Annotated in this window: 19 protein-coding genes; 9 read left to right on the top strand and 10 right to left on the bottom strand. The window is 43.9% G+C overall.

All coding sequences use genetic code 11. The features are described from left to right. Positions 1 to 75: 75 nt before the first annotated feature. Positions 76 to 618: an NUDIX hydrolase gene (locus IUA53_RS12030; RefSeq protein WP_196897165.1), complete on the top strand. Its 543-nt coding sequence runs from the start codon at positions 76 to 78 to the stop codon at positions 616 to 618. A 66-nt stretch (positions 619 to 684) separates the two neighbouring features. On the opposite strand, the gene IUA53_RS12025 is transcribed toward IUA53_RS12030, so the two are convergent. Then, a complete protein-coding gene (locus IUA53_RS12025) occupies positions 685 to 1,131 on the bottom strand; it encodes an Hsp20 family protein (RefSeq protein WP_044056721.1) in 447 nt (148 codons plus the stop codon). 343 nt (positions 1,132 to 1,474) lie between these two features. On the opposite strand from IUA53_RS12025, the gene IUA53_RS12020 reads away from it, so the two are divergent. After that, complete coding sequence (locus tag IUA53_RS12020; protein WP_196897164.1) at positions 1,475 to 2,656, top strand: acetate kinase; 1,182 nt, start codon at positions 1,475 to 1,477, stop codon at positions 2,654 to 2,656. 16 nt (positions 2,657 to 2,672) lie between these two features. Further along, the gene (gene pta / locus IUA53_RS12015; protein ID WP_196897163.1) at positions 2,673 to 4,811 is read left to right on the top strand and encodes a phosphate acetyltransferase; all 2,139 of its coding nucleotides are present in this window, start codon (positions 2,673 to 2,675) and stop codon (positions 4,809 to 4,811) included. A gap of 105 nt (positions 4,812 to 4,916) precedes the next feature. On the opposite strand, the gene lnt is transcribed toward pta, so the two are convergent. The 3 genes from lnt to IUA53_RS12000 all read right to left on the bottom strand — a co-directional run bounded on the left by lnt (position 4,917) and on the right by IUA53_RS12000 (position 8,959). Beyond that, a complete protein-coding gene (lnt, locus tag IUA53_RS12010; protein ID WP_196899522.1) occupies positions 4,917 to 6,428 on the bottom strand; it encodes an apolipoprotein N-acyltransferase in 1,512 nt (503 codons plus the stop codon). Positions 6,429 to 6,433: 5 nt separating this feature from the next. Next, positions 6,434 to 7,291, bottom strand: coding sequence for an HlyC/CorC family transporter (locus tag IUA53_RS12005; protein WP_044056725.1), 858 nt, complete (start codon positions 7,289 to 7,291; stop codon positions 6,434 to 6,436). A 213-nt stretch (positions 7,292 to 7,504) separates the two neighbouring features. Beyond that, a complete protein-coding gene (locus IUA53_RS12000) occupies positions 7,505 to 8,959 on the bottom strand; it encodes an undecaprenyl-phosphate glucose phosphotransferase (protein ID WP_196897162.1) in 1,455 nt (484 codons plus the stop codon). A 262-nt stretch (positions 8,960 to 9,221) separates the two neighbouring features. Between IUA53_RS12000 and IUA53_RS11995 the strand changes: the two genes are divergently transcribed. Beyond that, positions 9,222 to 10,238, top strand: coding sequence for an NAD-dependent epimerase (locus IUA53_RS11995; protein ID WP_196899519.1), 1,017 nt, complete (start codon positions 9,222 to 9,224; stop codon positions 10,236 to 10,238). Between the two features lie 25 nt (positions 10,239 to 10,263). Here the strand turns inward: IUA53_RS11995 and IUA53_RS11990 are convergent, their stop codons facing one another. Genes IUA53_RS11990 through miaB form a run of 4 tightly spaced genes read right to left on the bottom strand, consistent with a single transcriptional unit; the run spans position 10,264 to position 13,725 of the window. Continuing rightward, on the bottom strand, positions 10,264 to 10,683 hold the full coding sequence (locus IUA53_RS11990; RefSeq protein WP_044056726.1) for a hypothetical protein: 420 nt from the start codon (positions 10,681 to 10,683) through the stop codon (positions 10,264 to 10,266). Between the two features lie 38 nt (positions 10,684 to 10,721). Beyond that, complete coding sequence (ybeY, locus tag IUA53_RS11985) at positions 10,722 to 11,195, bottom strand: rRNA maturation RNase YbeY (RefSeq protein ID WP_196897161.1); 474 nt, start codon at positions 11,193 to 11,195, stop codon at positions 10,722 to 10,724. Further along, the gene (locus tag IUA53_RS11980) at positions 11,192 to 12,262 is read right to left on the bottom strand and encodes a PhoH family protein (protein WP_044056728.1); all 1,071 of its coding nucleotides are present in this window, start codon (positions 12,260 to 12,262) and stop codon (positions 11,192 to 11,194) included. The genes ybeY and IUA53_RS11980 overlap by 4 nt, the downstream gene beginning before the upstream one ends. A gap of 29 nt (positions 12,263 to 12,291) precedes the next feature. Next, complete coding sequence (gene miaB, locus IUA53_RS11975) at positions 12,292 to 13,725, bottom strand: tRNA (N6-isopentenyl adenosine(37)-C2)-methylthiotransferase MiaB (RefSeq protein WP_044056729.1); 1,434 nt, start codon at positions 13,723 to 13,725, stop codon at positions 12,292 to 12,294. 297 nt (positions 13,726 to 14,022) lie between these two features. Here miaB and IUA53_RS11970 point away from each other — a divergent pair, with 297 nt between their 5' ends. Together IUA53_RS11970 and IUA53_RS11965 are read left to right on the top strand one after the other, a co-directional pair. Next, positions 14,023 to 15,234 (top strand): FAD-dependent monooxygenase, encoded by a 1,212-nt coding sequence (locus tag IUA53_RS11970; RefSeq protein WP_196897160.1) that lies wholly within the window; start codon positions 14,023 to 14,025, stop codon positions 15,232 to 15,234. Continuing rightward, positions 15,234 to 15,410 (top strand): hypothetical protein, encoded by a 177-nt coding sequence (locus IUA53_RS11965; RefSeq protein ID WP_196897159.1) that lies wholly within the window; start codon positions 15,234 to 15,236, stop codon positions 15,408 to 15,410. The genes IUA53_RS11970 and IUA53_RS11965 overlap by 1 nt, the downstream gene beginning before the upstream one ends. A gap of 90 nt (positions 15,411 to 15,500) precedes the next feature. On the opposite strand, the gene IUA53_RS11960 is transcribed toward IUA53_RS11965, so the two are convergent. Beyond that, entirely contained in the window at positions 15,501 to 16,094 is a 594-nt protein-coding gene (locus tag IUA53_RS11960) for a TetR/AcrR family transcriptional regulator (protein ID WP_044446929.1), read from the bottom strand. 155 nt (positions 16,095 to 16,249) lie between these two features. Between IUA53_RS11960 and IUA53_RS11955 the strand changes: the two genes are divergently transcribed. Together IUA53_RS11955 and IUA53_RS11950 are read left to right on the top strand one after the other, a co-directional pair. Then, positions 16,250 to 16,801: a carboxymuconolactone decarboxylase family protein gene (locus IUA53_RS11955; RefSeq protein WP_044056732.1), complete on the top strand. Its 552-nt coding sequence runs from the start codon at positions 16,250 to 16,252 to the stop codon at positions 16,799 to 16,801. 193 nt (positions 16,802 to 16,994) lie between these two features. Next, a complete protein-coding gene (locus IUA53_RS11950; protein ID WP_044056733.1) occupies positions 16,995 to 17,198 on the top strand; it encodes a hypothetical protein in 204 nt (67 codons plus the stop codon). A gap of 250 nt (positions 17,199 to 17,448) precedes the next feature. On the opposite strand, the gene IUA53_RS11945 is transcribed toward IUA53_RS11950, so the two are convergent. After that, the gene (locus tag IUA53_RS11945; protein WP_196897158.1) at positions 17,449 to 18,006 is read right to left on the bottom strand and encodes an acyl-CoA thioesterase; all 558 of its coding nucleotides are present in this window, start codon (positions 18,004 to 18,006) and stop codon (positions 17,449 to 17,451) included. A gap of 85 nt (positions 18,007 to 18,091) precedes the next feature. Between IUA53_RS11945 and IUA53_RS11940 the strand changes: the two genes are divergently transcribed. Then, on the top strand, positions 18,092 to 18,712 hold the full coding sequence (locus IUA53_RS11940) for a flavin reductase family protein (RefSeq protein ID WP_196897157.1): 621 nt from the start codon (positions 18,092 to 18,094) through the stop codon (positions 18,710 to 18,712). Positions 18,713 to 18,808 lie beyond the last annotated feature (96 nt).

Raw genomic sequence — 18,808 nt, 5'->3', positions numbered from 1 at the left:
AATGTTGCCTTTACGCATTGTTTATACGGTTTTGCGTCTTTACACTGGTTTTATTTAAACGTGAAGAGTAAAGCAATGAAAAAGGACATTGAAACATTAGCGTCTCGTACCGTTTACAAGAATAAATGGCTAACCGTTAGAGAAGATAAAATAGTCAGAACGAGCGGCAAAGAAGGCCTTTACGGCGTGGTGGAAAAGCCTGATTTTGCCATTATCTTACCGGTACACAAGGATACCATTTATCTTGTTGAACAATATCGCTATACCATAGGCTCTCGCCAACTCGAATTACCTCAAGGAGCTTGGGAAGACAACCCAAAAGCCGATCCCTGTGAATTAGCGAAAGGTGAGCTTAAGGAAGAAACGGGAATGCTTGTCGATGAAATGATCTATGTGGGGTTTCAATATCTTGCCTACGGTTTTTGTAATCAGGGCTACCATATTTATTTGGCAAAAGGTCTGACCCAAGGTAAGCAATCGCTAGATGTTGAAGAGGAAGATTTAAAAATCGTACCCATGCCTCTACAAAAATTTCATGAAAAAGTGGTCGGCGGTGAAATAAAAGATGCGTCAACCTGCAACGCTTATGGGCTAGCGAAGCTGAAAGGTTTACTCTAATCAATCGGGAAAGACAAAAAACGGCGCCATAAGGCGCCGTCAAAAACCAGGGAACATGAAGATCAATTAGTTGTTTTCAAGCAACCTTGAACCAATTTCAATTTGTCTTGGTTTCTTCGCTTCTGGAATGACACGCTCCATATCGATGTGTAATAAGCCATTTTCCATGTCGGCCGCAAGTACTTTTACATGGTCGCCCAACTGGAACTTACGTTCGAAGTTACGCTCTGAAATACCTTTATGTAAAAACTTACGTTCAGTGGCTTCCTTATCTTCAGTGGCCTTTTTACCCGTAATCGTTAACGTATTTTCCTGAACTTCTATGGTGACATCCTCTTTGCTGAAGCCAGCAACGGCCATAGTGACACGATATTTATCATCGTCTAGAAGTTCGATGTTATACGGAGGGTAAGTGCTTTGTTTTTCAGCACGAGACGCAGCATCAATTAATGAAGCTAGGTGGTCTGAACCAATAAATGAACGGTAAAGTGGAGATAGATCGATAGTACGCATAGTCATATCCTCAATATAAAGCAATATGTTTAAAAATTGTGCCCCGATACTTCGGCGGCATTTCTGTCGACCTGACCTTTCAGCGCCGACAATTCATATATAGGGTGAGGAAATGGCTTTTCAAGAAAAAAAACAAAAAAAATTAAAAATTTTTTGTCATCGTTATTTTTGTTCAGTGAAAGGGGGAATTATTAACCCGGTTGTTGAGAATTACTTTCATTTAAGATGTTGTTTTCATGATATTTAAGCTACAATTAAAACTATTGTTTACTAAGTGAAAATGCCCAAAATTGTTTCACTTATCCGTGTTTGTATTGTTAACTTCATACCTTAAAGTGATCGAATGAAAAGAGACGTCGTTGTTTTAAATTGTGGGAGCTCATCGGTTAAATTTGCCATCATAGATGCAGATACCGGTGAAGCAGGATTATCAGGGATAGCGGAAAGTTTAGGAAATAGCGATGCTAGTCTCACTTTCAAACATAATGGCAGTAAAAATAAAGTGCAATTGTCGCCTAATGCCGGCCATACAGAAGCACTGAATGCGATTCAAACGGTGATTACCGATACTGGGGTTGCGCCCATTGCAGTTGGACATCGCGTCGTTCACGGTGGTGAGCGTTTCAAGCAAGCCGCATTGGTGGACGACAGTGTACTCGCTGACGTTGAAAAGTACGCCAGTATGGCACCTTTGCATAATATGGCGAATTTAAAAGGTATTACAACGGCGCAAGAAGCCTACCCAGATTTGCCTCATGTGGTGGTTTTCGATACCTCCTTTTTTCAAAAGATGCCTGAAAAGGCGTATCTTTATGCGCTTCCGAAAGCGTTGTATCGCGATCACGGCATTCGACGCTATGGCTTCCACGGCACCAGTCACAAGTTTATTTTAGACAGTACGGCTGCGCTGCTAGATAAGCCAGTGGCACAAACCAGTATTATTAGTGCTCATTTGGGTAATGGTTGCAGTGTGACAGCCATAGAGCAGGGGGTTGCCGTTGATACCAGCCTTGGTTTTACTCCGTTAGAAGGGCTCATTATGGGGACCCGAAGCGGTGATTTAGACCCAAGCCTACCCGGAACCCTGCAAAATAAACTGGGCAAAACGGCAGATGAAATTAATGATTTGCTGAACAAGTCGTCGGGTTTGTTAGGCATTTCGGAGTTAAGCAACGATTGTCGAACATTAGAAGATGCTGCAATTGAAGGGCATGAGGGGGCGAAATTAGCCATTGAAATGTTCTGTTATAGGCTAGCCAAATATATTAGCGGGTACATGATTGCGGTGCCATCACTAGACGCCATCGTATTTACTGGCGGCATTGGGGAAAACTCGTCCCTTATTCGTGAGACCACTATGGGTTATTTTTCTCATTTAGGTGTAGATATTGATATCGACAGAAATCTACAGGCGCGGTTTGGTAAAGGCGGCGATATCGCGTCTGATTCATCCAATAAGCGTGTTTTTGTCGTACCCACTAACGAAGAGTGGGTGATTGCTGCTGAAGCCGCAACCTTCGCCTAATTTACCAGGAGTTTATATGTCACGCAGAATTATGTTAATTCCAGTAGGTACCAGTGTGGGTCTTACTACGGTTAGCATGGGGTTAGTTCGTGCTTTAGAAGAACAAGCCATCAAGATTAATTTTTTCAAGCCACTAGCCCAACCACGAAGAGGTGATAATGGTGAAGAGCGCTCTACAACCATCATTAGTCACCACTGCAGTGTAAAGCCAATAAAGCCATTTGAATTAGGCTATGTGGAACAGATGATCAGTAGCGACAATACTGATGAATTGCTTGAAGAGATTATTGAGCGATTCGAACAGCATCAGCAAAGTGACGCGGTCACGGTGATTGAAGGACTAGTGACCACTCGCCACCACCCTTATGCAGAGCGATTGAACTTAGAAATTAGTCGTGCGCTAGACGCCGATATCGTATTTGTGTGCGTACCAGGCAATGAAAACCCCGTGGATATTAACCATCGTCTTGAAATTGTGGTGGACACCTATGGCGGCCACAAAAGTAAGAAAGTGGTAGGCTGCATTTTCAATAAAGTGAATGCACCATTAGATGAGCATGGAAGGCTTCGCGCTGATATTGGTGCAATAGACGCGCCTGAGCACGATGAAGAAAGATGTGAAGCGCTTCGTTCATTGCCTATTTTCTCTAAAGGTTTAGCCTTTTTGGGCAGTGTTGATTGGAATGCTGATTTAGTGTCGCCTCGCGCTATTGATGTGGCGAAACACCTCGACGCTCAGTTAATAAACGAAGGGGATATTGCCTCTCGCCGTCTAAGCAGTGTGACGTTTTGTGCGAGAGAAATTCACAATATGACACATGCGCTTAAGCCCGGGGCGCTATTGGTACTGTCTGGAGATAGAAGCGATGTGTTCGTTTCTTGTTGCTTAGCGGCGCTCAATGGCACCAAGTTAGGCGCACTATTGCTTACCGGCGGCTATAGTATTGATGAGAATATTCAAAAACTCTGTAACCAAGCCATGGAAACCGGGTTACCAGTGATGTCGGTGAATACTAATACCTGGCAAACTGCACAAGGCTTGCATGCGTTTAATCAAGAAGTCCCTGTTGATGATAGCTTACGTATCGAAAAAGTCATGGTGCACACCGCAGAAAGTTTAGACGCTAGCTGGGTTACCTCGCTAACAGAAAAAGTGTCTCGTCAGAAAAAGCTTTCTCCTTCTGCCTTTCGTTTTTATCTCACGAATCGTGCTCGACAAGTGAATAAGCGCATTGTTTTACCCGAGGGTAATGAACCAAGAACAGTGGTAGCTGCTGCGATATGTGCAAAGCGTGGTTTGGCACGGCCAGTACTTTTAGGTGAAGAAGCCGAAATTCAAAGGGTGGCAGCACAACAAGGTGTTTCCCTGGGTGAAGGGGTGGAAATTCTCTCACCTTCAGCTATTCGCGGGCAGTACGTGGAAGGATTGGTCGCGCTAAGAGGTCACAAAGGCGTTACCGATGTGGTTGCTAATGAACTGCTGCAAGACAATGTCACCTTAGGCACAATGATGCTTCAACACGACGATGTCGATGGATTAGTCAGCGGTGCGGTCAACACCACTGCGAATACGATTCGCCCCGCTTTGCAGCTTATCAAAACCGCTGAAAATGCGTCGCTAGTGTCTTCAGTGTTTTTTATGTTATTACCAGACCAAGTTCTGGTTTACGGCGACTGCGCCATCAACCCCGATCCTAATGCACAGCAGTTGGCCGATATTGCAATACAATCTGCTACATCGGCAGAGATGTTCGGCATCGAGCCACGGGTGGCCATGATCAGTTACAGTACTGGCGACTCAGGTGCAGGCTCTGACGTAGAAAAGGTAAGAGAAGCCACTAAAATTGCACAGTCGCTACGCCCTGATTTACTTATTGACGGGCCGCTTCAGTATGACGCTGCTGCCATTGAAAGTGTGGGGCGCAGTAAAGCGCCAAATAGCCCCGTGGCGGGCAAGGCCAATGTGTTTGTATTCCCAGACTTAAATACGGGTAACACCACGTATAAGGCTGTTCAGCGAAGCTTTGATCTTGTTTGCATAGGGCCCATGCTACAAGGTATGAGAAAGCCGGTTAATGACCTAAGCCGTGGCGCTTTAGTTGATGATATCGTCTTTACCATTGCACTTACGGCTATTCAAGCGGCGGGCGCGTAATACAAAGAGAGTGCTCATTTGCATGGATAAAAGCGGAAATGACCTCGTCATTTCCGCTTTTTTGTTGCGTCATTACCTGTTCACCTTGCGAATCAAACCGCTGAACTAGCTAAATAAACGTCTGTGCTTTTTGCTGGTGATGCTAACGATGAGCAATAGCGTTAATAATATTCCCATAGGGAGGTCGCCAAGTTGACGATAGGGAGTAAGCCCTTCGGTTGCCGTGACCGGTGCCGTTAGGCTACCCGCTTCAAATTGAGGTAAGCGGGCGGTAATTTGTCCTTTCGCATCAATAAACGCAGAAATACCGTTATTGGTAGCCCGTAAGACTGGCCGCCCGAACTCTAGGGCGCGCATACGGGCTATTTCTAAATGCTGGGCAGGGCCGTGAGAACGACCGAACCAGGCGTCATTACTGACAGTAATAATCATATCCGTATTAGCATAAAGGTTTGCTGCCACTTGGCGAGGAAAGGCAATTTCAAAGCAAATTGCAGGGGCTAAGTGAATGCCATTTGCCTCTAAATTAGCTTGTTGATACGCCCCTCTAGCAAACGAAGACATAGGTAAATCAAACAAGGGCGCAAGAGGGCGCAACCAGTCTTCAAAAGGAACAAATTCACCCACAGGTAACAGATGGTGTTTTGCAAAGCGATTGTTATGAAAGTACTGGTAATCAGGAAGTGTCGCCGTAGGCGTGCGTTTACCCAAAACAATTAAATTGTTCCACGCTTCTTGGGTTTCCCAATTAAAGTTAACGATGCCTGTAATTAGCGCGGTATTTTCGTTAAATGCACGTTCATTAACCCTAGCCAAATAGGGCTGTGCCAGCGGCTCTAATTTTGGCACAGCGGCCTCTGGCCATATAATTAAATCGCTATTCCAAAGCGGCTCGGTAAGGTGTAAGTACTTATCCATGGTGGGTTGATCTTGCTCAGGCACCCAGCGTAAGGATTGTGGAATATTACCTTGTACCATGGCGACAGAGTAAGTCTGTTTTGGCGAAACCCAAGCATGCTGTAAAGCCAACCAGCCACTAACGTAAATGGCCAGTGATATTAATCCGCCATAGAGGGTTGCTCGCTTAAACCCATTACAAGCAAGAAGTGAAGCGGCAATAAGTAACAGGGCTGTCAACCCTGTTTCACCAATAATAGGCGCCCAACCCGATAAGGGGCTGTCAATTTGACTGTAGCCTAAGGACAGCCAAGGAAAACCAGACAACAACCAGCTACGCAACCATTCGCTTAAACACCAGAAAAACGGGAGCGCTAATGGCCACAAGTTCACCGTGAAAAAGCGGGAAGTGAGGCTAAAGGCCAATGCAGGAAATAATGACAAGTAACCGCAAAGCAACGCCATGATAGCTAGCGACCCTACCAGCGGTAGGCCACCAAAATCGGCAATACTGACATGTACCCAACTAATTCCCGCACCAAACCAGCCCATGCCAAACACCCAGCCAGCTAAGAAAGCTCTGTGGCGAAGTTTGGCAATTTGGCGAATAGCCAAGGCCAATACGGGAATCACTAGGGGCCATATACTAAAAGGTGCAAACGCTAATGTAAGGCTAGCACCGCAAATGGCTAGCAACAAATACGCGAGTAATGTCTTCAGAAGAATTACTCCAAAGAAGGGACTGAGACTTTCAGTTGAATAAGACGACGCTTATCTGAGTTTGTCACTTTAAACTGAATATCGCCAATGGTGACTTCATCATTGGTTTCTGGCATATGGCCAAATGCCTTGAGCACAATACCACCAATAGTATCGGCTTCTTCTTCACTGAAGCTGGTTTCAAAGAAGGAGTTAAATTCGTCCACGGGCGTGAGCGCTTTCACCGAATAGGTCGATTTGTTCAACGGGCGAATATCATCGGTACCGCTTTCCTCGGTATCAAATTCATCTTCGATTTCACCTACGATAATCTCAAGAATATCTTCAATCGTCACTAAGCCTGACACACCGCCGTATTCATCGACCACAATGGCCATGTGATAGCGTTGTTGGCGGAATTCTTTCAAAAGCACATCAACACGCTTGCTTTCAGGCACAATAACCGCAGGGCGCAACACATCGCGCAAATTAAATTCCCGTTCAGCATTAAACGCATAGCTAAGCAAATCTTTCGCTAGCAAAATGCCTTCGATATGGTCTTTGTCTTCGCTAATAACAGGGAAACGTGAGTGGGCAGATTCCAACATCACGGGAAGAAAGGCTTCTACGTCTTGCTCGACATCAATAGTGGTCATTTGTGCCCGCGGGATCATAATATCGCGCACACGCATCTCGTTAACACCTATCACGCCTTCAATCATTTCCCGTGTTTGCGGGTCAATAATTTCGCTACGCTCGGCTTCAGAGATAACTTCCACCAGTTCTTCTTTACTTTTCGGCTCGCCAGAGATTGAAAGCTTGAGTTTATCTAACCAACTTTTGCCTGAGGAGCCGTTGGTAGAGTGAGGATTATCGTCGCTCATAGTGTCCAGTTTTTTATTAAATCAACGCCAACGTTAAATGTCTTACGACAGGTCGTCAATGCTTTATTGGTTGAAAGTGTAAAAACATACATTAAGTGATTACTTTGTAGCAATAGTATGGGCAAATCGGCAAGAAAAAACGGTTAAATTCGAATAAAAAAGGAGAGCGGTAAATGCTCTCCTGATGTGAATGGTTGCACCTGAAAAAAGCGACTAATACGCGTTCTTGTTAATGAACCCATTGAACACTGTCATGAAAATAATTTTCAAATCTAACCATACAGACCAGCGATGAATATAATCAAGGTCGTATTCCACACGCTTCACCATTTTGTTAATGGTTTCCGTCTCACCGCGCAACCCATTAACTTGCGCCCAGCCGGTAATGCCGGGGCGTACTTTATGACGAAGCATATAGCCTTTAATCAGCTTACGATATTCTTCATTGTGCGCAACAGCATGGGGGCGGGGGCCCACAATTGACATTCTCCCCTGTAAGACATTAATAAACTGAGGCAGTTCGTCTAACGAAGTTCGACGTAAAAAAGAACCGAGTTTAGTAATTCTTGGGTCGTTCTTGGTGGCTTGCTTCACCACGGGGCCATTATCCTGTACCTTCATTGAGCGGAACTTATAAACAAGAATTTGCTTACCATCTAAACCATAACGTTTCTGTTTGAAAATGACGGGGCCGGGAGAGGTGAGCTTGACCGCTGCGGCAATACATAGCATAGGTAATGTCAGCATAAGCAAAATAATGCTACTGAGTACAATATCTTCAGCGCGCTTGAGAATATCGCTGGCCCCTTGAAACGGGGTATCGTAAACACTAAGCGCCTGCACCGAACCAATACTTTGCCATCGCGCGTTCATCAAATTATAAATAAAGAAGTTAGGGATAATATAAACGTTTGCGGTGGTGTCTGCGCACTTTTCTAAGATGTCGCGGATGCGATTTTCCGCACTCATAGGAAGGGCAATATAGATGTAGTCCACTTTATTCGCTCGCGCCATTTCAATGGCATCTTCAATACCACCAAGTACTTGGTTTTTGAACTTGTGTGGCAGCCTATCTTCGGCGCGATCATCAAACATGCCTTGAAAATTAATGCCCAGCTGTTCGTTATCAACAATTTGATGCGCTAAGCTATACCCAGTTTTGGTGGCGCCAATAACAATGGCTTGGCGGGTGTTCATGCCGCTTTGTCTAATTTTAAAGAGAAACTTACGCATGACGAAACGCCAACTGAGCAATGCGCCGGCAGAGGTGACGAACCACGAAATCAAAACAGCATTGTTTAAGGTGTTAATACCCACTATAAAATACGCAGTCAGTGAGAGGATACAGGTGATACTCCAGCAGTAGCCTGTATTTTTCAGTATTTCAGTGGTGCTATATCCGCGCCAAGAGCGGTATAAGTCCATAGCTTCTGCAACTAGTTGAAATATAACTGCAAAAATGAGTAGGGCCACAATGCTATTGTCAGGGATAAAACTGACGAGATAAAGGTGGCAAACATAGAATATGCAAGTGATGATAACTAAGTCAACGAGTCTATAAGCAGTAGAGAAGCCGCTTTGGTTTCTTACTATAAAGCCCCCTTTTGACGATGTGTTTATTTTATCGGGGTCCATGTCGCTGTGCACTGCTAAAGCCTCTTTATCCATTTTTAAAACTCTCGACCAAATATTGTTCAGTAAAAAGCGTTTTTAAGGGTAGCCGAAATATAGTATGGAGTAGCATGATTTTTGTAAGAATTTATTTTTCATCGGCCATCATTGATTAAAGCATATTGTTGGCTAAGAGTCATTAAACGAATGAAACGACACTCGATACACTGAAAAGTGGGTGGAAAAATAAAAAGTTTTCTTGTATCTCATGGCGCAAAATTAGAACATACAAATATATTAAAATATGGATAAAGATAACATGAAGGTTTTGGTTACTGGCGCTGCAGGTTTTATTGGTGGAGCAACGTGTAAAGCGTTGTTAGGCGCTGGGCATACTGTAGTAGGTATTGACAATCTAAATGACTACTATGAAGTAGAGCTTAAAGAAGCGCGGCTTCAGGACATTAGTCAAAGTTCCCATGGCGATAAATTTTCATTTGTGAAGTTAGGGATTGAGGATAAAGAAGGCGTCGCAGCATTATTCAAAGACGAAAGATTCGATAAAGTAGTGCATTTGGCAGCGCAAGCTGGTGTTCGTTATTCAATTGAAAACCCACATGCTTACGTAGATTCTAACTTAGTCGGTTTCGTTAATGTTCTTGAAGGCTGTCGACACGAGAATATAAAGCATCTCGTCTATTCTTCTTCTAGTTCGGTATATGGTGCGAACGAAACCATGCCATTTATAGAGTCTGACAATGTGGATCATCCCGTAAGTCTTTACGCCGCCACTAAAAAAGCGAATGAGCTAATGGCCCACTCTTATAGTCATTTATACGGGCTTCCTACGACTGGGTTAAGATTCTTTACAGTTTACGGCCCTTGGGGGCGCCCCGATATGGCTTTGTTTAAGTTTACAAAAGCAATATTAGCGGGTGATGAAATTCAAGTGTATAACTACGGCGATCATTATAGAGATTTCACCTATGTAGATGATATTGTCGATGGAGTCTTAAAGGCGCTTGACAATAACGCAGCTTCAGATGAGTCTTGGAGCGGGAAAACACCAAATCCTTCAACGAGTAAAGCGCCTTATCGAATCTATAACATTGGCGCCCACGAGCCCGTACATTTACTGAGTTTTATCGAAACCTTAGAAAATGCATTAGGTGTTAAAGCGAAAAAGAATTTACTTCCTATACAAGCTGGAGATGTACCTGCTACTTACGCAAATGTTGATGCTTTAAATAAAAATACAGGTTACATGCCCAAGGTATCTATTACGGAAGGCATAACAAATTTTGTAAACTGGTATAGAAGTTATTATAAAATTTAACGTTGTGGTGTTTGGTTTCTTGTATTTAGTTAAGAACGCTCTCTTTGAACCAACTCCACAGTCCAAGGCTCCAACCGTCAATAAGGTTAATGCCAAGCGCTGATTTTACTAAATAGAGAACGATCAGACCTACTAAAATGGATACCAGCAAAAAAACAGCAAAAAAAGCGGCATTGACTAACGTGGCAAACCTAACTTCAGCATCAGACAACGAACGTCGGTTTCTACCGGCTAAAACAACATAATAATAGCGCCATTTAAAGAACTTAATGGTGCCTCGAATATCAAGTTTATGTTTTCCCCATTCACGGGCACCAATAGCGTTTCTAATATGAGACAGCTGTTCTTCGTCAAATGAATCTGCCACTTTATCTGGCATTTTTTCCAGTAAACGACTTATAACGGGGTCATTTTTAATATCACGAGGGTGAATTGGCGTTGTCATCCATGGCCTTTCAGCTGAGCGGTAGTTAAAGTAATACGTTACTTAATTTGATAGGGGTCGTCTATCTTCAATGTGGCTAGAATTGAAATTTCTTTTTCTTCCATGGCCTCCGCTTCGTCATCTTCAATGTGATCAAAGCCAAGTAGATGTAAGATGCCATGAACCACCATGTGAGCGTAATGGTGCAAATGAGGTTTGTTTTGTTCTTCTGCTTCTCGCATTATCACAGGGACACAGATAACAAGGTCACCCAGCAAATTCATTTCTATGCCTGGTGGCGCTTCAAAAGGAAAGGAAAGCACATTCGTGGGCTTATCTTTTCCTCTGTATTCATAGTTCAGAGACTGCGATTCCTCTTCATCGGTGAAACGTACCGTAATTTCATGTTCACCTAAACCCTGACATTCAAGTACCGCATTTGCCCATTGCTCTATTTGTGGCAAAGAAGGGATTGCACTGGCTATCCCTTCATCACCTTCAAACGCTTGTTGGTAGTCAATTATCGCAATCACTGCTTGTTTTCGCTACTGTCAGACGCTTTAGCTTCAGCATCCCGTTGCGCTTGCAGCGCTTCTTCTTTGCGTTGTTTTCTTATACGTTCCTGATCCGCTTCGTATTGCTCATAGGCCCTGACAATACGAGCGACCACTGGGTGGCGGACAACGTCTTCAGCGTTAAAAAAGTTAAATGATATATCATCAACTTGGCTCAACACTTCAATGGCGTGGCGCAAACCAGACTTCACGCCGCGAGGTAAGTCTACTTGGGTGATATCGCCAGTAATCACGGCTTTTGAGTTAAAGCCAATACGGGTAAGGAACATTTTCATCTGTTCTACCGTGGTGTTTTGGCTTTCATCTAAAATAATAAAGGCGTCATTAAGTGTACGGCCTCGCATATAAGCTAATGGTGCAACTTCAATGACGTTGCGCTCCATGAGCTTTTCTACTTTTTCGAAACCAAGCATTTCGAATAGGGCGTCGTACAGTGGGCGTAAATAAGGATCTACTTTTTGCGACAAGTCACCTGGTAGAAAACCAAGCTTTTCACCCGCTTCAACGGCTGGGCGTGTCAGTAATATACGGCGAATTTCTTGACGTTCTAAGGCATCTACGGCTGCGGCAACGGCAAGGTAAGTTTTTCCTGTACCTGCCGGCCCAACACCAAAAGTAATGTCGTGATTGACAATATTAGCCACGTATTGAGCTTGATTGGGGTTTCGTGGCTTAATGACACCACGTTTGGTGCGAATATTAATTTCTTTGCCATAACCACCTTCAGCATCTTGCTCGATAACGCGAGACGCTTGAATAGCCAGGTGAACTTGTTCGGGCTCAAGCTCAGGAATACGCCCTTTAATGGGCTGAGTTTCCACATACAGTGATTTAAGTAACTCTGCAGCACTGCTCATTTGTTGTGGTTCACCTAGCACCTTGAAAGCATTGTTTCGGTAGGTGATTTCTACACCTAGCCTGCGTTCAATTTGCTTAATATTGTCATCAAATGGGCCGCACAAACTCGACAAACGCTTAGTATCTGCCGGTTCTAATTCAAATTCGTTACTTACCAATGTACTCAAACTACTGTATTCCTCACTTTTCTTTGTGGTTAGGCAGGGGTGAAAGTACCCACACCTAATTCATCAGGTTGCTCAGCGTTATGCTTTGCCATAATAGATTGGGGCGAAACCGCGACTCGCAAGCCCATTTCACTTTCTCTACGTATTACATCGCCGCGTAATGAGTTAGTGAAAACGTCGGTAATGTTAATATCAACAAACTCACCAATCATGTCCGGCGTGCCTTCAAAGTTTACCACTCTGTTGTTTTCAGTACGTCCTGAAAGCTCCATTGGGTTCTTTTTCGATGGCCCTTCTACTAACACCCGTTGTTCGGTGCCTACCATGTGGCGGGCAATTCTCAATGCTTGTTGAGTAATGCGCTGTTGTAAAAGGTGTAAGCGTTGTTTCTTCGTCTCTTCGCTAACATCGTCTACTGCGTCAGCGGCGGGGGTACCTGGACGAGCACTATAAATAAAGCTGAAGCTAAGGTCGTAATCAACGGCTTTAATTAAATCCATTGTTGCTTCAAAATCGGCATCCGTTTCACCTGGGAACCCAATAATAAAGTCGCTCGACATACTGATATTCGGGCGAATTTTACGAAGCTTACGGATTTTTGATTTATATTCTATGGCGGTGTGGCCACGCTTCATTAAGTTCAAGATACGATCTGAACCGCTTTGCACGGGAAGGTGCAGATGATCGACCAATTCAGGAATAGACGCGTAAGCTTCAATAATATCGTCGGTAAATTCAACGGGGTGCGATGTGGTATAACGGATCCTGTCGATACCGTCTATAGACGCAACAAGCTCTAAAAGTTCTGCAAAGGTGCATATTGTTCCATCAAAGTGTTCGCCTCTGAACGCATTAACGTTTTGACCTAACAGGTTAACTTCACGCACACCTTGACCCGCTAATTGGGCTATTTCTAAAAGTACATCGTCTACCGGGCGACTCACTTCTTCACCACGTGTGTAAGGCACTACGCAGAAAGTACAATATTTTGAGCAACCTTCCATAATGGAAACAAACGCAGTAGGGCCTTCTGCACGAGGCTCCGGTAAGCGATCGAATTTCTCAATTTCTGGAAAGCTAACATCAATAACCGATTTAGCGCCACCTTGTAACTCGTTAATCATTTCTGGCAAACGATGCAGAGTTTGAGGGCCGAATACTAAGTCCACGTAGGGAGCGCGTTGGCGAATAACATCGCCTTCTTGTGATGCCACACAGCCGCCCACGCCAATTAATAAATCGGGTTTGTCCTGTTTTAAATTTTTCCAACGGCCAAGTTGATGAAACACTTTCTCTTGCGCTTTTTCGCGGATAGAGCAAGTATTCAACAAAATCACGTCTGCCTCTTCCGGGGTTTCTGCAGGCGTGTACCCGTGGGTGGAATCGAGCAAGTCTGCCATTTTTTCCGAGTCATACTCGTTCATTTGGCAGCCCCAGGTTTTGATATACAGCTTTTTAGTCATAACAACTATTCTATAACCTGTTAAAGTTCCCGTAAGCTATTGCCCAGCCATTAAAAATGAACACGTTAGGTGTTGATACACAAAGCCGGTGCGCGCAGATTTGGGAAGATGTTCAAAATAGCCGCATATTTTACCTGTAATAGTCGCAATTTCCCAGCGTATTCATAGGATTCCTTGATAAATCCTTCAGCTGATGACATGACTAGGTTTTCATTTCCACAGCTTAAGCTTTTACGACATAATGCAAGCGTATGATTTAATACTAATTCGCACACCTTAACGGCAGCGGGAGACGATATGTACGATTTTTGTATAAACGGTGGTGGCATGGTGGGTGCCGCCCTAGCATTGGGGCTTGCGCAGCAGCGGTTCAAAGTTGCAGTTATCGAACCTACGCTGCCTCGAGAGTTTAATGCGGAAGATGGCCCAGACCTACGGGTGTCTGCCATTAGTGCGTCATCGGTAAGTTTGTTGCGTAAACTCGGTGCATGGCAATACATTGAATCCATGCGTTACAAAGCGTATACCGGGCTGAGTGTATGGGATGCACCACAGCATCGTACCGATTTCACTTCACAAAGTGTGGGCGAAAAGCAGCTTGGCTATTTTGTCGAAAACAGGCTCATCCAACTAGGTTGTCATAAAGCGCTAGAGGCATGTAGCCAAGTCGATATTTACAGTGGCCAGTCGGTAAAACATATCGAGCAAAGTGACAGCGGTGAAGAAAATAAACAGGTTTCGGTAGTGCTTTGTAATGGGGAGGGCGTGAGTGCAACCTGGTTAATTGGCGCAGATGGCGCGCACTCTCAAGTGAGGCAAGCCATGGGAATTGGTAGCTCGGGCTGGCAGTATCAACAACAGGCAATGGGCATTACCATTTTATTGGATAAACCTGTAAAGCCCATCACTTGGCAACAATTTACACCACAAGGCCCAAGAGCATTTTTGCCCATGTTTGGCAATTATGGTTCGTTGGTTTGGTACGATAATCCTGATGTGCTTGCGAATTTGTCCAAGCTTAATAATGGGCAGTTATCCTCAGAAATCATGAATGCGTTTCCTTTAGAACTCACCGCTGATGGAAATGGCTTCACTATTGTAGATAAAGCCGTATTTCCTTTGACTCGCGCCCATGCAAGTGAATATATAAGAGGGAATTGTGTACTCATTGGTGATGCTGCACATACGATTAACCCGCTAGCGGGGCAGGGGGTGAACCTAGGTTTCAAAGACGTTGAGGCGTTATTGGCAGTATCAGCCCAATATACTGCGTTATCTTCCCATGAGCTTTTATCTTCAAATGGATTTCGTGCTGCGCTTAAAGCTAACTATGAAGCGCCTCGGCGACGTGACAATGCGCTAATGATGAGTGCCATGGATGGGTTTTATACCTTGTTTAGTAATGATCTTGCCCCCATTAAATGGTTTAGAAACCAACTTCTTTCGGTTGCTCAGCGTATTGAACCTGCAAAGAGAGAAGTGCTTAAATACGCGATAGGATTAAGATAATGGAAGTGCTAATTTTACTGGCGGTGTTGTTTGGCGCGCTAGCGTTAATCATTCCTTTAATCGAGCGCTCTAAATTGCGCATTAGTCACCAAGACGCTGCAAAATGGGCAAAGTGGATCTGGCCCCTTATGGGCATATTGCTCCTTGCACAGCTATTACGGTTACTATTTTCTTAGCCGCTGATGGTGTGCAAAGAACCGTAGGCTATTCCTAACACGCTCAAGACACACCAGCAAGCTTCAGCACTTGGCGACGGCACATACAGACTAATGTGTGGTATCGGCCGGCCATTGGCCTTTAATATCTAACAACACTTTATCTATCATCGTTTGTATGGGCGCTTCTTCATCTTGCAATAGCGCAAAGGCGCGCATACCGACAAATTGATTTTGAAGCCAGTCAGCGGCAAGTGTAACAGGTGTAGATTCAGGTAACTCTTGCGCTTCAATGGCGGCGTTGACGACATCAATAAAGCAGCCTTTAACTTTTTCCATACTATCAATCACCGCTTTTTTCGCGATATCGCCTATCACATCCAGTTCAGCGATAGATTTCACCAACAGACATTGACGCATGTATCGTTGTTCGTTGGGGCTAATTAAGGCATTTTCGAAGAAAGCGCGCAGCGCTGCGAGTGGAGAACTTTCATTCGCCACGGCCTTTAATTTTGCTTGGCTGTTTTCTGCATAGCGCTCTACAACAAGTTTGAATAACCCCTCTTTGCTTTGGAATCGCGCATAAATGCTGCCTGGGCGCATATCGAGAGCTTGTTGAATATCACGCATACCTGCCGCATGAAAGCCGCGTTTCCAAAAAAGGGTTGTGGCATTCTCGATGACTTTATCATGGTCATATTTCATAGCTGCATACCTTATACGTGAATATTTTGAACATGTGTTCAATTATTACTTGAACGATCGTTCAAGTAAACCTATTATTGATCTCATAGCATTGAATTTGGGTAACGCTAAGTTGCGTTATGCCATATTTTTGTTCACATCAATAGGAGAGTGACATGAGCGATTTTACTATACATTCGAAAGAGTCAGCGCCAGAAGCAGCGAAGCCTTTACTTGATAATTCACAAGCAGCTTTCGGCATGATCCCGAACTTGCATGGGGTTATGGCTGAAGCGCCTACGTTACTTGAAGGTTACCAAGTACTTCATAAGTTAGCGCAAGAAACTTCATTTGATGCAGAAGAATTGACAGTTGTCTGGCAGGCAGTGAATGTTGAACATGGTTGTCACTATTGCGTACCTGCTCACACTGGTATTGCAAAAAGCATGAAAGTACGCGACGACTTAATTGAAGAGTTACGTAATGACGATACACTTTCGGATGCTAAGCTAAATACGCTGAAAGAAACCGTACTGGCGGTAACCCGCAACCGAGGTAACATTGATAGCGCCCAATTAGACGCTTTTTATAGCGCTGGTTATAAACATCAGCAATTGTTAGAGATTATTTTAATTCTTGCGCAAAAAGTGATGAGTAACTACACCAATCACATTGCTGAGACACCGGTGGATGAACCATTCAAAAAGTTTGAATGGTCACCTAAATGATACCAAATGAAAAAACGGAAGCTTTGCTTCCGTTTTTTTTCGCCTACATTTCCAGCGCTATCATGCCATACCCCGCATTCTTGCTCGTTTTATAAACCATCCCGTAAAAAGGGTAAATTCATCTTGAAATGTATATACATTAGATATACATTTTAAAGTGAATGGCGTTGTCTTGCCTAACATAGGATTCAAGATGTCTGAAAAAAACAATAAAAAGAAGAAAAAGAATAGTCAGATGATTATTCGCATTAATGATGAAGAGCGAGCAGAATTTATCGCGCTGTGTGAAGCGCTTGATACTTCAGCCGCTCGGGAAGTGAGGCGCTTCATTCGAGATTTCATTGCACTGAACGGTGAAGGACAGAGCGATGAAAATATCAAGCTAAAAAGTGAGTAGTCACTGTGTAGCAAATACAATAATAACGGAAGGAATAAAAATATGGCTAAGAAAAAAGAGCTAAAAAAAGAAATCAAAGCAACGAAAGCTAAAATTTCAAAGCAACAAGGTAAGCTGAAAAAGTTAAAGAAGAAACTTAAAAAGGCGTAGTGCTCGCGCCACGTTTTTGGTATTCAGCTAAGCAGTGCGGCGGGAAATGGAATTGTTTTAAATAAAGCCTCGCCGCATTTTCTAACGCAATCCCCTTTACTCAGCTTTTTCGGTCGAAGGTAATCTTTCCTCTGTGTGTGTCGACCAAGGCAAAGTCTTCCTTGGGTATAAAGGCATCGTAGTCATGTTGTAGGCGCACCTGTGCTTCTTTTCTTATCTTAGCTCGACGGATGGCCGTCACAAAATGACGCATTTCGTTATGGGTAGCCAGTTCTAATTCGGGGACCTGAACCGGTGAGCCACAGTCGTCTTTCGCCACCATGGTAAAGAAGCTGTTATTGGTGTGTTTTACCTCGTTGGTTTTAATGTTTTCCGTCGTTACCTTAATGCCTACAACCAGGGAGGTGTTACCAACAAAATGTACCGTGGCATCCAAATGCAGTAAATCGCCTACTTCAACAGGTTGTAAAAACTCAACGCCATCCACCGTCACTGTAACGCAATAGGCGCCCGCGTGCTTACTTGCACAGGCGTATGCAACTTTATCCATAAGCGAGAGAATAACGCCCCCGTGAACCTTTCCACCGAAATTCGCAAATGAAGGTACCATCAACTCTGTGAGTCTTGTTCGTGAAAAAGCGACACTTCTTGCAGTCATATAAAACCTCGGGTTAGTTATTCTTGAAAAGCTATAGATATGTATTCATAGTTGTTTACCCTACCATAAAATTTAAGGAATGGTTTTGTCGCAAAGTCACTTTTATCAACCTAATGAAGGACATGGTTTAGCCCATAACCCTTTTAATGCCATTATTGCCCCGCGGCCCATTGGTTGGATTTCCACAAAATCAAAAGCGGGAGTGCTTAATATTGCTCCTTATAGTTTTTTTAATGCATTAAATTATACGCCGCCCATTATTGGCTTTTCGTGTGTGGGTAGCAAAAAAGACTCGCTCATCAATGTGCAAGACACCGGCGAGTTCTGCTGGAACCTTGTTTCTCAAGACCTGGTAGAGGCAATGAATGTAACCAGTAAACCGTTGGCACCTAACGAAAGTGAATTTGAAGCGGCGGGTCTTGAAACGGTAGAAAGTCAAATAGTGAATGTCCCTCGTGTTAAGGCGAGTAAAGTCAGTATGGAATGCAAATTAACCGAAGTGGTTCAGCTAAAATCCTCGTCTGGCGATATGGTGAACAGTTGGTTTATTATGGGTGAAGTCGTGGGAGTGCATATTGATAAATCACTGATAGAAAACGGTGTTTACAGTACGCTAAAGAGTGCGCCTGTCAGTCGTGGGGGCGGGCAGGGCGACTACTACACCATTTCTCAAGAAAATTACTTTGAGCTGCTAAGACCAGAATAGCCATAGATGGGAAAGTGGATAGGGTTGGTTGAATTGTAGGTTAGAAAGAAAAAGGGCTAACAGTGTGTTAGCCCTTTTTCATAACTATGGCGTAAA

It is taken from the genome of Alteromonas sp. B31-7 (assembly GCF_015767655.1).
In the GTDB taxonomy this organism is placed as follows: Bacteria; Pseudomonadota; Gammaproteobacteria; order Enterobacterales; family Alteromonadaceae; genus Alteromonas; species Alteromonas australica.
This window is presented reverse-complemented; position numbering and strand designations above follow the sequence as displayed.